Origin of the sequence: Alistipes sp. HGB5 (genome assembly GCF_000183485.2) — a bacterium.
Lineage (GTDB): Bacteria > Bacteroidota > Bacteroidia > Bacteroidales > Rikenellaceae > Alistipes > Alistipes finegoldii.
In genome coordinates this window covers 53,065-67,450 of the sequence record NZ_AENZ01000076.1, presented here as the reverse complement: position 1 = coordinate 67,450, position 14,386 = coordinate 53,065, and the positions used below count along the sequence as shown (strand labels likewise).

The window sequence follows — 14,386 nt, the reverse complement described above, 5'->3', positions numbered from 1 at the left end:
GCGCACGACTTCATTCTTCATCAAAAAGCATGGCCTCGGTAGGCGTCATGTCGTAATAGAACAACTTGTCCCGTTTGATGATGAGCTTGAGGTTGTCTATCAGGTATTGCATCAGTTTTATCATGACACTCCGGCCGCGTTTGAACCCGATTGCCTCGTAGGAGACCATCAGGCTCTGCAGCAGGTTGTCGAATCCCCGGATGGGCTTTTCCCCGAATGCGGCAGAGAGAGCTTCGCGGTGCTGTTCGATGCTCAGTTCCGTAAACCCCGTTCTTGCCTTGGGCTTCGGGGGCTCGCCAAACGAGTGTACTTCCGCAATGACGGGCAGTCCTGTTTCATTGATGGTAAATGCAAACGGCTTGAACTCTTTTTCCCGGATATGGAGCGCATGGACTTCGCTGATGCCGGGATTCTCGTTACTCTTGCTGATGACCAGCACGGTCTCCGCCTTGTTGCTCATCTCCGTTCCGATATGTCCGCGCACGTTGTTGTCCCCTTTGTTCAAATGAAGCACACAGTGGATGTGCAGGTCGTATCTCGAAGACCATTCCATCATCCGGTTGATGACTTCCACCGATTCACCGGCATTATTGATGTCGAGCATCAGGTCGCGAATGCCGTCGATGATGACCAGTCCGTAGCCTTTCTGTTGGCGCAGCGCATAGTCGATGACCTCGATACGCACCGACGGCGAATATTCACGCAGGCAGAAAAAATCGAGATTCTCCGGATCGGTCGTCGTGGGCAACCCGGCCAGCCGCAATATACGCTCCAATACCGAGCGGCAATGGAAACGGCTCTGTTCCGTATCGACGTACAGAATACGCTGTTTGCCTTCGGGCAGATGTGCACGGTAGTTCAATACTTGTTTCCCCGCCAATGATGCGGCGACAAGCGCAGAGACGTTGAACGTCTTTTTCGATTTCGCCTTGCCAGTCGATGCACTGAAATTGCCGAGCGTGGCAATCGTTGAGTTATCTATCCAGATGATTTGCGGAGGGGTCTCATAAATGTCCGTCGCCTTGATTTGCGAGGCATGGAGGATGTCCGACAGGCGGTGTTCATCCATCCCCATGCTGGTTGTGCGGTCAATCCTTCTTTCGTTTTCCATAGCGTCTCTTGTTAAGGAACGGTTCTGTGGCGGCGGCTTCCGTCACCCTGCGCACTGCCTCGTTCATGGTAGGTTCATAATTCTGCAACAGCCATTCGTCCAATTCCTCCTTGGCGAAATAAACCATTTTACCGCGCGGTTTGTAGTGCGGTATCTCCTTGCTCGATGTGAGCTTGTACAGCATACTTTCAGAAACCCCGATATACATGCAGGCTTCCTGAAATGTGAAAACTCTCTTGGTCGTGAAGATGGTATTTTCCAGCAGCGTAATACGCTCCAAGAGACTTTCGACCGGTTCCAATTTCTTCAGTACCGATTCGATGGCGGCGAGCCGTCCGCTCATCCGCTCCATGAATGTCATTCTATTCGGCATAATAACACAGTTTGATTTTTGACAATGGAGATGAAACCTCCGTTATGCAGCGCGCTAACGGAGGTCAAAGGTATGTCCTGTAAACGAAGATGCCGTGATTTGGGGAATGATACTATGCACGTGTCATTGTAACTCTCATGCTTTTACCTTTCACATACTTCGCTTCTTGTCACTTTCTGTCATTCTTTCAGCCGATCAATGACCTTTCGGATGCTGTATGCGACCGATGTCATGTTGTTCTTGATGGATGACAGCGCGGAAGACAGGGTTGACACCGAAACGGAGCGTGTCCCGTCCTTGGACTGCAGGAATGCGCCCTTGCCGAGAACATTCTGCCACCGAGATTGGATGAACGAGTTTTCAAGAAGCGCATCGAACAGGATTACCACACGGCGGATATTGTTCACGCGGATGGAAAAGCCCTTCTTGCAGGCGAAGAGAGCCTCCATGTCTTCAATGCGTACAGAAACACAGAACAGATGATAAGTATTGGCGCAAGCCACTATACTTTTCATCTGTTCCGGGGTAAAATTACAACCAAAAGAAAGAGAGAGAGCCGCAGGTCGGTTGATACGGGGCGGACCAAGCGGAGACAACGATTCCGAGGTGTCATACATCCGTTTCAACTTCATGCACTCATTAAACGTGAAATCCGGTGCGGCAAAGCAGGGCTGGACGGAACTGGCGCACTCGGTCAGCAGCCCCTTGACAATGTGGATGTTCATTTCGTGGCAGTTCCGGCAGGCCGCATGGTCACAGTCTATGTACCGGTGTCCGTTTACGAAATCGTCCACATAGCGGTGGTACTGTTTACCACCCAACACAACATCGTGGAGATAAACTGTTTTTGCTTCGGTAAGCAGGGCGAAAAGTTCATTCGCCACATCCTTGTCCGCAGCGAAGTGCTGCAGGTGTTGGCTCCCTCCAAAAAGAGAGAAGGCCGTCTTCAGGTCTTTTCATGTCGATTTACCTTTTTGAGTTTATAATATGTGATGGAAGCATTAACTTCGGTTGCATTTACAACCGGAGAAATGCCGTAAATATATGTTTGTAAATTAGACATGGACCACAGAATGCCTTCAATTAGTGAAACAAACCGTTTACAAGATTCACAGCCTCGTCCTTTTTCTTATTGATAATCTTGGCATACACCTGTGTCATTTTCACATCGGCATGGCCGAGCAGCTTCGAGACAGTATATAAGTCCGCTCCGAGCGTCAGCATCATGGTGGCAAACGTATGGCGACTGGTGTGGTAGGAGAACCGCTTGGAGATTCCGGCTGCTTTCGCCCAAGGTTTGAGCTGCATTCTGATTGTATTGGCGGACGGCAGGTCGAACACATTATCTTCTGATGATTTGCCCCCACGTTCCGGCATCCACTTCAACGCTTCAGGAGAGAGGGGCAGGTAAATAGGCTCTTTGGTCTTTTTCATGGACACGGCCAAACGGTACTGTCCCCTGTCAACGAACACGTCATTCCATTTCAGCTTGATTATATCGCTGATGCGTAATCCGCAAAAGCAGGAGAACAGATATGCGCATTTTACAATCTCGTATTCCTCGTGGGGCATAGGAGTGTCAATCAACGCCTGTACCTCTTCGATGGTCATGTACGACCGCATACTCTCCGGCTTGCGGATTTTCTCCGACTTCTCAAGTTCGTTGAAAGGGTTGGCCTTCATCTTTTTCTTCCTGACGGCAGAGTTCAACGCACCGTTCAACGCACGGTAATAATTGTGAAGCGTGTAGTTCGATATGTCCTTGCCTTTCGGATGATATTCCGTCAGCAGATAAGTGATGTAGCCACGACAAAAGTCCCCGTCAATCTGATCCAGTGTGACCATTTCTCCGGCATAGTCTTTCAGTATGCGCATGGCAATCTTGATTTGACTGCCATCTTTCTTACCGGCACTCTCTTGAGCCTCCATATAAACCTGCATCCAATCCAGCAGGAAAGTCTTGTCCTTACGGAATACAATCCCGGCCTCATTACTGGTCAGTTCGATAATACGCTTCGACTTGATGGCATTGGCGGCGTCCATTGTCGTCTGATTCTGCCTGCGGGAGTTGCTATCCGTTTCCGGGATAATATACATCTTGAGGTATTCATATGTCCGCTTTCCGTCGCGGTATATATCCAGATACAGGCTCTTGCTGCCATTGCTCAGCGACTTCATCCGAAGACGAATTGGCTCTTTGACTTTTGTATGATTCTTAACTCGTGCCATAGGGATTCCTTTCTCATTTTTTCTACTGCAAATATACGAATAAGTATCGAATTTGAGAAACAAATGAGAAACAAAATTGCACCAAACAAGAGCCAATCTACTGAAAGTACTGAAAACAACCGAAAATAAAAATAAGATTATAAAACTTTGATTTACAGGATATTTGTTATCAATTTATTGGATGTTGTTTTCATTCTATACATATAATGCGTAAATCTGGTAAATTTTTTGAAGACACCCTATACAACCGCCCCCGGAAGGGTGTGCGTTGTTTTTCGGTGTCGCAGGTTTACCAGAACCCAGAGCAGTCGGGATTCGGCGCAGCCCTTTCTTCTTTGGCACAAATGAGTCCATTTGTCCGCACTCCTGCCGATGCAATCGAATCATATGCGGCGGCAGGATGCTTTCCGATAATCGGATTCTTCATACAAAAGAGAGTTGCGTCACTTTTTTCCTGCCGCCGTTCTTTTTTACTTTCTCCGTCCGCAACATATTCCGCACATCCGGCCGACCGAGCAGTTCCGCCGCATAACACAAAAAAAACGGCAGCCCCTCAGAGAAGGAGTGCCGCAAATTATCCGCGCCGGCGAAACTACTTCTTCGCAGGCTCTTTTTCGACGGCCTTGAATACGGCCAGCGACTTGTCGTCGTCGAAGAAGGTCAGCTCCGAACCCTTGATTTCGAAACGGTCCACGTCGTCGAGCATCTTGACGAACGCATCTTCGTACTGCATGTCGGGGCAGGCCATCCGGGTCATGCCCATATTCTCGAATTCGAGTTTCTTGCCCTTCAGCTCATAGCGGCCGAAGAAACGGTTGCAGTTGGTGCGTCCGGCGACCATCGTGTCGGCGGCATTGAACTCCAGCGTGAAGAAATCCGTCTCCTGATTGATCGCCGTCGCCGGAATCGACTCCATTTTGGCGAGTTTCCAAGTCGTACCTTCGAGCGTCTTGTCCTGCGCGGCGCTTCCGCACGCGGCCATCGTAACGAGCAGCGCTGCGGCTGCAAAATACTTTTTCATCATAAATACATATAAGTTAATAACAGAACGCCGCGTGCAAAAACCGCACAAAACCTGACGGCGTCGACTCTTATGCGCCCCAAAGTTAGCAATTCCCGGCCGGATAAGCAAACCCGGCGACAAAAAACACAGGCAGGTCTTCACACAGGCAGGTCTTAGGCGGCCCCCGCAAAAAAAGCCATCCGGAACAAATCGCTCCGGATGGCCGCAAATCGGGCAAAGCCCCGAATTACATTTTTCAGGAATTACATTTTTTTCAGATAAACCGCGATCTGCAGTTCCGTCGTTGCGTTGAACAGATCGTCGAGAATGACGGCGGGATCGAGTCCCATCATCTGCGACGGATCGAGTCCCAGCCCGCCGAGCACGTCCTTGAACAGCTTGACATAGGGCAGCATCATGGCGCGGTCCACATAAAGGCGAAGCACGCCGCCCTCGAAGGTATACTTGAACGGAATGGCGTAATGGCTGTCGGTCGAAACGACACTCAACCCCTTATAAGCGCCGAGCATCTTGTCGATCTCGGAAAGAATCTCCATCCCCTCCTGCTTCTCGATCGCCCGGATGAAATCCTTGCTGACGGCAGCGAAGAACAGGTTCGACTCCGTATAGAAACTCAGCGCGCCTTCGGGCAGGACAGCGGCGGTCTCGGCACTCGGAAATACCGATACGGCCTCGGCGAACGTCGGCGAGAAGATCGTCGTCATGATGTCGGCCCCCTCCTCGACCACCACTTCATGGTACTTGGCTGCAAACAAGCCGTCGCTATGCAGATCGAGCTGAACCAGACCGCTCGACACGAATTGCGAACCGATGGCCGACACCAAATCCAAGATGGTATTGAACGGCATTATGAACGAACCGGCAGGCATATCCATGCTCGCAGAGAGATCGATACCGGGAATATTATCCGGATCCGTCCATGCAGCGGCTACTTCCAGATAAAACCTCGAAGGCTCACCGCCCCCCTCGTCGGGCACTTCTTTAAAATAGTGCGGCATATAGCTGCCCACCAATTCGGACGATACCTGCGGTTTCTTCACCTTTCCGTCGTCATCGTTACAAGCCGTAAAGGCGGCCAAAGCAGCGCACACGACAAACACGGACGCAATTTTGTGCAAGAGATTTTTCATAAGCGAGATTAGATAGTGTTAATTCAAATGTGCGGCAAAGTTATCTCCGGGGCCGATTATGAACAAATAAATTCATTCGGGGGGGGGATTTTTCAAACGGGCAGCAAATTTTTCATCACGAACCGAATCGCCGGAACACAAAAAAGGCCGCGGCACTGATGCCGCGGCCGAAGCCGTTTCGCCGCCCGGACGGATTTCGAACGAATCCCCGAACGGTTTTCGAACGAATCTCCTGACAGCCCGCCGACCGAACGGTTTTCGAACCATCCGCTCGGACAGATTCCGGACTGTCGTCCGAACCTATTTCGGGCGCCTTCCCGAAGGAGTTTCAGACTGCCATTCGGAGGGATTCCGCCCCACCGTCCGGACAAATCCCGGACCGCTTCCCGGAGGAATTTCAGGCCGTCATCCCGGACAGATTTCAGGTCGCCGGACGGATTCCGAACCGCCATCCGTACGAACCACAACTCGGACGCACCGCCGCCCCGGAAATCGCACCGAAAAGCGGGCGGCATTCCCGGCGGCGCAACGTGCGGCCGCAACCGCCTTATCCGAACAAGCGGTTCAGCAGCGCCGCCAACCTGTATCCGGCTTTCAGCACCTGCGCCTCGGCGAACTCGTACGAGAAAATGATGAAGTCGCGCGCCTCCTCGTACGAAAGCGTCTGACCGGCCTTGGTCCAGTCGTAGATCACGCGGCACTCGCGGGCGCTGTCGGCCAGCCAGTCGCGGGGCGTGCCTTCGGCGATATCGCGTTTTTCCCGCTTCGAACAGCGGTCGAGCTGGTGCCCGTATTCCAGATAATGCCACTTGTTGCTCAGCGTAAGCGCCCACTCGTCCCAATAATTATGCAGGCCGTACTCCTTGCCGCTGAGCGTGAATTTGAAACTCTTGTACCACGGATATTTCACGTGCCCCGGACAGTGCATGTCGCCGACGAGATGTACGATAAAGCGGATCGAGACCGTCACCGTCGAATCGTTTTGATTGCGGTAATCTTCCACTTTCGCAATGCAGTCGTCCAGAAAAGTCATCGCGTCGCCTTCGGGATCGGGCACGTAGATTCCCCCGGCATCGACCTTGTTGGTGTGCCACGTGTTGGTGTGCCTGTAGGCCGGCGTGTGGCGGACCTGATCCATCCACGAGGCATAATAGACGATCGAACGGCCGCCGAGATACTTTTCGATGTTTTTCTTGGCTTTGGGCGTCAGGTTGCATTCGGCGATGTCGGCGATCGCATCGTGGCCGATTTTCCCCCAGCCGAACGCCGTCGCGCACCAACAGCAGAGCACGGCCGTCAGCAGACATACGGATAGTTTTTTCATTTCGAATTAGTTTTAAGGTGATTTCGAAACGAATATAAAGAATAGATATTAAATAAGCAATAAAAAGCAATTACAATCATTTCTTTTTATGCTTTATCCTATCCATGCAAGCGATACGACGCCGGACGCGATACGGCCCGCCAACAAAAAAAAAGCCGCGGCACAATGCCGCGGCCTTTCACATAGCTGTCATACAGATCAGTACTCCATCTTGGCAAGACGCTGGTAGCTGTTGTAACGCCACTTGGCGTTCTCCTCAGCGGCAGCGAACAGCTCCTCGGCCTCGGCCGGGAACGACTTCTTGAGCGAAGTGTAACGCACCTCCTTCATCAGGAAGTCGCGGAACTTCGACCAGTCGGGTTCCTTCGAGTCCATCACGAACGGATTCTTGCCCTGCTCTTCGAGCTGCGGATTATAGTGCCACAGGTGCCAGTAGCCGCAGGATACGGCCTCCTTGCCCACGGTCTGCGTGCGCGTCATGCCGCCCTTGATGCCGTGGTTGATACACGGCGCGTAAGCGATCACGAGCGACGGTCCGGGATAAGCCTCGGCCTCCTTCAGCACGTTGAAGAGCTGCATCTGCGACGCGCCGATCGAAACCTGCGCCACGTATACGTAACCGTAGGTCATGGCAATAGCGCCGAGATCCTTCTTGCGGATACGCTTACCGGCCGACGCGAACTTGGCGACGGCGCCCACGGGCGTCGATTTCGACGACTGACCGCCGGTATTCGAGTAAACCTCGGTATCCACGACCAGAATATTCACATCCAGACCCGAAGCCAGCACGTGGTCCACGCCGCCGAAGCCGATGTCGTAACCCCAGCCGTCGCCGCCGATGATCCACTGCGACTTCTTCACCAGCCAGTCCTTCATTTCGAGAATGTCCTTGCAGTAGTCGCAGCCGCAGGCCTCCATCATCGGGATCAGGCGGGCCGAAACCTCGGCCGACTTGGCCGACGAACCGCGCGCGGCGATCCACTCCTGCATGACGCCCTTCAGCTCGTCCGAGCACTTCGTGCAGCCTGCGATCGCCTGCTCCATCGACTCCTGAATACGGTCGCGGAGTTTCTCGACGCCCACGTGCATACCCAGACCGAACTCGGCGTTGTCCTCGAAGAGGGAGTTGGCCCATGCGGGACCCTGTCCCTTGTCATTGGTGCAGTACGGCGTCGAAGGAGCCGAACCCGAATAAATCGAGGTACAGCCCGTGGCGTTGGCCACCATCATCTTCTCGCCGAACAGCTGCGAAATAGCCTTGATATAGGGAGTCTCGCCGCAGCCTGCGCAGGCGCCTGAGAACTCGAAGAGCGGTTGCGCGAACTGCAGGTTCTTGACGCTCTTGGTCTTGTCCACGACCTGCTTGTAGCCGATGTTCTTTACGATATAATCCCAATTCCTCTGCTGGGGCAGCTGCGATTCGAGCGGTTTCATCACCAGCGCCTTCTCCTTGGCGGGGCAAACGTCCACGCAGTTGCTGCAGCCCGTACAGTCGAGCGGCGAAATCTGGATGCGGAACTTGTAGTCCTTCGTCTCGCCCAGACCCTGCTTCCACTCTACGCCCGAAGCGGCAGCTTCGGCCTCCGTTGCGAGGAACGGACGGATCACGGCGTGCGGGCAGACATAGGCGCACTGGTTGCACTGGATACAGTTCTCGATCTTCCATTCGGGCACGTTCACGGCGATGCCGCGCTTCTCGTAGGCGGCCGTACCGTTCTCCCACGTACCGTCCTCACGGCCCGTAAAGGCCGATACGGGCAGGTCGTCGCCCTTCAGGCCGTTGATCGGCTCGACGATCTTGCGCACGAATTCGGGACACGAAGCGTCCGAAACATGCACGAAGCCCTTGTCCTCGATCGAAGCCCACTCGGCAGGAATCTCGACCTTAACGACGGCATCGCCGCCGGCGTCCACGGCCGCATAGTTCATGTTGACGATATCCTCGCCCTTCTTGCCGTAGGACTTCTGGATCGCCTTCTTCATCTGCTCGACGGCCTTGTCGAACGGAATGACGTTGGCGATCTTGAAGAACGCCGACTGCATGATCGTGTTGGTGCGCGAACCCAGTCCCAGCTCGGCGGCGATCTTCGTGGCGTTGATGATATAGAAGTTGATCTTGTTCTTGGCGAGGTAAGCCTTCATGTGCGCGGGCAGCGTCTCGCAGGTCGTAGCGGCGTCGTGCACCGAGTTGAGCAGGAACGAGCCGCCGGCCTTCAGGCCCTTGAGCACGTCGTACTTGTCCACATACGAAGGCACGTGGCAGGCCACGAAGTCGGGCGTGGTGACCAGATAGGGCGAAGTGATGGGCAGGTCGCCGAAACGCAGGTGCGACGAGGTGTAGCCGCCCGATTTCTTCGAGTCGTAGGAGAAGTATGCCTGACAGTATTTGTTCGTCGTGCCGCCGATGATCTTGATCGAGTTCTTGTTGGCGCCCACCGTACCGTCGGCGCCCAGACCGAAGAAGAGCGCTTCGAACGTGCCGGGCTTGGCCAGCGAGATCTCCTCGCCCACGGGCAGCGAACGGAACGTCACGTCGTCCACGATACCCACCGTGAACTGGTTCTTGGGTTCGTTGGCCGCGAGGTTCGTGAACACGGCCAGCATCTGCGCCGGCGTGGTGTCCTTCGACGAAAGACCGTAACGGCCGCCGATGATGAGCGGCTTGTTCTTGCACGGGCAGGTGGCGAAAGCCTCCACCACGTCGAGGTAGAGCGGATCGCCGTTGGCTCCCGGCTCCTTGGTGCGGTCCAGCACGCAGATGCGCTTCACGCTTTCGGGCAGCACCTCCATCATGTATTTCACCGAGAAGGGACGGTAGAGGTGAACGGTCACGACACCCACCTTCCCGCCTTTGGCGTTCAGGTAATCGACCGTCTCCTTGAGGGTCTCGGTCACCGAACCCATCGCGATCACGATGTTCTCGGCGTCTGCGGCTCCGTAGTATACGAAGGGCTTGTACTCGCGGCCGGTGATCTTCGAAATCTCGCGCATCGCGTCTGCGACCATGTCGGGCACGGCGTCGTAGAAGGTGTTGGCGGCTTCGCGGGTCTGGAAATAGATGTCGGGGTTCTGGGCCGTACCGCGCGTCACGGGGTGTTCGGGGTTGAGCGCACGCTGGCGGAAGGCCTTCAGCGCGTCGCGGTCGAGCATCGCCGTCAGGGCGGCTTCGTCGATCAGCTCGATCTTCTGGATCTCATGCGAGGTACGGAAACCGTCGAAGAAGTGCAGGAACGGCACGCGCGACTTGAGCGCCACGATGTGCGCCACGCCCGCGAGGTCCATCACCTCCTGTACGGACGAGGTGGCGATCATCGCGAATCCGGTCTGGCGGGTCGCCATGACGTCCTGATGGTCGCCGAAAATAGACAGCGACTGCGCGGCCAGCGCGCGGGCCGACACGTGGAACACGCCGGGAAGCAGCTCGCCGGAGATCTTGTACATATTCGGAATCATCAGCAGCAGGCCCTGCGACGCGGTAAACGTCGAAGTGAGGGCGCCGCTCTGGAGCGAACCGTGCACAGCGCCTGCGGCGCCCGCCTCGGACTGCATCTCCACGACTTTCACCGTTTCGCCGAAAATATTTTTACGACCTTGTGCGGCCCACTCGTCCACGAGCTCGGCCATGGTCGAGGAGGGCGTGATGGGGTAAATCGCCGCAACTTCCGAGAACATGTATGCAACATGCGCCGCAGCGTAATTACCGTCACACGTGATAAATTTCTTTTCTGCCATTTTGTTAAAATTTTAGATGATATTGTGTGTGTTTTCTGAATTCAGGACAGAATGCGTTGCAAAGATAGCAAATCCGGCGGAAATAACAGTCCGATTTCAGAACAAAAAATCAGGAATTTTTACCATTCGGGGTGTTAGCGGAATAACACTCAAGGTTGTTAATTTTTTAACACAAACCTGCGTAAATCACGGAGTTGCAAAACCGGTTTACCCATAGCGCGTTACCACGGCGGCACACTTTCCGGCGCTCCGCCGCGCCTCCTCCGGGGAGCGTCTCCCGGCTCCAGAACAGACGCACATTCCATTCCGTGCCAAAATAACGCAAAACAGCTTGCATTGAGCAAATTCGGGTTTAACGGATGGGTTGTTCGGGCAGTGCAATTGCAGATCGGGAAAATTTTTCTACTTTTGTTCCCCGAATTCGTTCTTTACATATCGTCATATGTCAACGATGTATTGGGACCCTAAAATCTGGTAAATTTTTTGCAATCCCGCAATATCCGTCGTACCCCGAAGGGTGCGTGCTGTAATTTGTGGGATTGAAGGCTTACCAGAGCCGTAGGGTCCGCAGATTCGGCAGCACTCTTCCCGTTTTCCTGCCGCAGCACACCGGGCCATATGCGGCGGCAGGATTTATGGATTCACAATCCCCAAACTTCATAGTCACAGAATCCATCAAACAAATGAGGCGTCACTACTATTCCTGCCGCCGCTTTTTTACTATCTTTGCAGCCATATGATCGAATACAAAAAGAAAATACTGGCGAACGGACTCACGGTCGTCGTCAACCGCGACCCGGTCTCGAAGCTCGCCGCGGTAAACATCCTCTATAAAGCAGGCGCACGCAACGAAAATCCCGAACGCACGGGGTTCGCGCATCTGTTCGAACACCTCATGTTCCGCGGTACGCGCCGCATACCCAACTTCGACCTGCCGGTGCAGATGGCCTGCGGCGACAACAACGCCTTCACCAACAACGACTATACCGATTTCTACATCACCCTGCCGAAAGACAACGTCGAGACGGCCCTGTGGCTCGAAAGCGACCGCATGGAGGGGCTCGACATCACGCCCGAAAAACTCGAAACCGAGAAGCGCGTGGTGATCGAGGAGTTCCGCCAGCGCTACCTCAACCAGCCCTACGGCGACCAGCCGATGCTGCTGCGGGCGCTGGCCTACAAGGTCCACCCCTACCGCTGGGCCACCATCGGGCTGACGCCCGAACATATCGCCCAAGCGACGCCCGACGAGGTGCAGGCCTTCTACCGCGCCCACTACCGCCCTTCGAACGCCATTCTTTCGATCTCGGCCGACATTGACGAAGAGAAGATGCTCGATCTGGCCGAAAAGTGGTTCGAGCCGCTCGCCAACCGGCCTGCGGCCCCGGACCACATCCGTCAGGAACCGGTCCAGACCGCACCACGCCGCGAGGTCGCCGAGCGCGACGTCCCCGCCACGACGGTTTCGCTGGCCTTCCACATGGGCGGACGCACCTCGCCCGACTTCTACATCGCCGACCTCGTGTCGGACCTGCTGGCCGGCGGCGACTCGGCGCGGCTCTACACCCATCTGGTCAAGGAGCAGCGGCTGCTCTCGTCGGTGAACGCCTACATTTCGGGCGACGTCGATCCCGGACTCTTCGTCTTCACGGGCCAGCTCCTGCCGGAGACGACACCCGAACAGGCCGAAGCGGCCTTCCGCGCCGAAATCGAAGCGCTCCGGACCCGGCCTGCGACGGATTACGAGGTCGAGAAGGTCAAAAACAAGTTCGAAGCCAACACGCTCTTCGGCGAACTGAACGTAATGAACAAGGCGATGAACCTCGGCTTCTACGAGATGCTGGGCGACCTGCCGCTCGTCAACCGCGAGGTTGCGGCCTACCGGGCCGTCACTACCGACGACATCATCGACTTCAGCCGCCGCACGTTCCGGCCCGAAAACTGTTCCACCCTCATTTACAAAGCAAGCAAATGACACAACCGCCTCTCGTAATACCCGCGACCGTCGAGGTCCCGCAGGCCGAAAAGACGACGCTCGCCAACGGCGCCACGCTCTACACGCTCGCCTCGGACGACTTCGAAGTGCTGCGCATCACCTTCGTGTTCCGCGCCGGATCGGCCGTGCAGCGGGTTCCCTTCTCGGCATCGGCCGCGGCGAACATGCTCGCAGAAGGCACGCGCGACATGACGGCGCAGCAGATCGCCGAACAGCTCGACTATTACGGCTCCTATTTCGACGTCAACATCGACCGGGACTACGCCTATATCAGCTTCTGCACGCTCTCCAAATTCTTCGGACAGACGCTGGCCGTGGCCGAGCAGGTGCTCCTGCATCCGACATTTCCGGAGGAGGAGCTGCGCACCTACTGCGCCAAGCGCAAACAGCGGCTGGCCATCGAGCGTACGAAAGTGGACGTCGAAGCCCGCGAAGCGTTCGCCCGGACGATGTTCGGTCCCGAACACCCCTACGGCATTTCGGCCGACGAAAACGATTACGACCGCCTGACGCGGGCCGACGTCGCGGAATTCTACGCCCGCCATTACACGGCCGCCAACGGCTTCGTGGTGTGCAGCGGACGCATCGGCGAGCAGGAACGGGAAGCCGTGGCCGCCCTCGCGGAGCGGCTGCCGCGGTCGGAGTCCGAAACCGGGACGCCGTTTCCGGCGCCCGTAACCCGGCACGAAGCCTTCGTCGAACACCCCGGCGCCGTGCAGTCTTCGATCCGCATCGGACGCATGCTCTTCCCGCGCCAGCATCCCGACTTCTTGGGCATGCAGGTCGTGGCGTCGGTGCTGGGCGGCTACTTCGGATCGCGCCTGATGCAGAACCTGCGCGAAGAGCGCGGCTACACCTACGGCGTGGTGGCCGCCATGGTCAATTTCGAACAGGCGGGCTACTTCGCCGTCGCAACGCAGGTCGGCACCGACGTCACGCGCGACGCCCTGCGGGAGATCTACGCCGAAATCGAACGGCTGCGCACGGAGCCGATGCCCGACGAGGAACTTTCGCTGGTCAAGAACATCATGATCGGCGAAATGATGCGCATTCTCGACGGTCCGTTCGGCATCGCCGACGTCACGATCGAAAACATCCTCTGCGGCCGGGACCACACCGTCATCGGCGAAAACATCCGCCGCATACAGGCCATGACGCCCGCCGACGTACAGCGTCTGGCGCAGAAATACCTCGCGCGCGAGGATCTGGTGACCGTCATCGCAGGCGACCCCATCCCGGAGGAGCGGCAGGCCCCGGAAGAAAAGGCGGATCGCCAGTGACGCACAGCCGAATTTCACCCCGGCGGCCGCAGCAGCGCACAGACAGAACAGTAAGCGGAAGACCCCGCCGATACGAAATCCGCATATAGACCAAAAGCATCCCTCAACGGGATGCTTTTGGTTTCAATGCAGACACATGACACATGGTCGCAGGCGTACGACCGCACAACGTATGACCGCAGACGCA

General features: G+C 55.7%; 10 protein-coding genes. 2 read left to right on the top strand and 8 right to left on the bottom strand.

Features of this window, described 5'->3' with window-relative positions; genetic code table 11:
• Window positions 1–10 precede the first annotated feature (10 nt).
• From HMPREF9720_RS12795 to nifJ, 8 genes are all read right to left on the bottom strand, one after another.
• Window positions 11–1,111, bottom strand: a complete 1,101-nt coding sequence (locus tag HMPREF9720_RS12795) for an AAA family ATPase (RefSeq protein ID WP_007487638.1) — start codon at window positions 1,109–1,111, stop codon at window positions 11–13.
• Entirely contained in the window at window positions 1,089–1,463 is a 375-nt protein-coding gene (locus HMPREF9720_RS12790; RefSeq protein WP_008645392.1) for a helix-turn-helix domain-containing protein, read from the bottom strand. Before HMPREF9720_RS12790 ends, HMPREF9720_RS12795 begins: the two co-directional genes overlap by 23 nt.
• A gap of 200 nt (window positions 1,464–1,663) precedes the next feature.
• Window positions 1,664–2,368 carry a hypothetical protein gene (locus HMPREF9720_RS12785; protein WP_005679961.1) on the bottom strand — a complete coding sequence of 235 codons (705 nt, stop codon included), beginning with the start codon at window positions 2,366–2,368 and terminating at the stop codon, window positions 1,664–1,666.
• A 199-nt stretch (window positions 2,369–2,567) separates the two neighbouring features.
• Entirely contained in the window at window positions 2,568–3,713 is a 1,146-nt protein-coding gene (locus HMPREF9720_RS12780) for a site-specific integrase (RefSeq protein WP_004320429.1), read from the bottom strand.
• Between the two features lie 592 nt (window positions 3,714–4,305).
• Complete coding sequence (locus HMPREF9720_RS12775; RefSeq protein WP_009598891.1) at window positions 4,306–4,737, bottom strand: META domain-containing protein; 432 nt, start codon at window positions 4,735–4,737, stop codon at window positions 4,306–4,308.
• Window positions 4,738–4,979: 242 nt separating this feature from the next.
• The gene (locus HMPREF9720_RS12770; RefSeq protein WP_009598859.1) at window positions 4,980–5,837 is read right to left on the bottom strand and encodes a hypothetical protein; all 858 of its coding nucleotides are present in this window, start codon (window positions 5,835–5,837) and stop codon (window positions 4,980–4,982) included.
• 577 nt (window positions 5,838–6,414) lie between these two features.
• A complete protein-coding gene (locus tag HMPREF9720_RS12765; protein ID WP_009598836.1) occupies window positions 6,415–7,191 on the bottom strand; it encodes a S1/P1 nuclease in 777 nt (258 codons plus the stop codon).
• A gap of 198 nt (window positions 7,192–7,389) precedes the next feature.
• Complete coding sequence (gene nifJ, locus HMPREF9720_RS12760) at window positions 7,390–10,923, bottom strand: pyruvate:ferredoxin (flavodoxin) oxidoreductase (protein ID WP_009598917.1); 3,534 nt, start codon at window positions 10,921–10,923, stop codon at window positions 7,390–7,392.
• 736 nt (window positions 10,924–11,659) lie between these two features.
• On the opposite strand from nifJ, the gene HMPREF9720_RS12755 reads away from it, so the two are divergent.
• Window positions 11,660–12,898 (top strand): M16 family metallopeptidase, encoded by a 1,239-nt coding sequence (locus HMPREF9720_RS12755; protein ID WP_009598824.1) that lies wholly within the window; start codon window positions 11,660–11,662, stop codon window positions 12,896–12,898.
• On the top strand, window positions 12,895–14,199 hold the full coding sequence (locus tag HMPREF9720_RS12750; protein WP_009598901.1) for a M16 family metallopeptidase: 1,305 nt from the start codon (window positions 12,895–12,897) through the stop codon (window positions 14,197–14,199). The genes HMPREF9720_RS12755 and HMPREF9720_RS12750 overlap by 4 nt, the downstream gene beginning before the upstream one ends.
• Window positions 14,200–14,386: the final 187 nt, after the last annotated feature.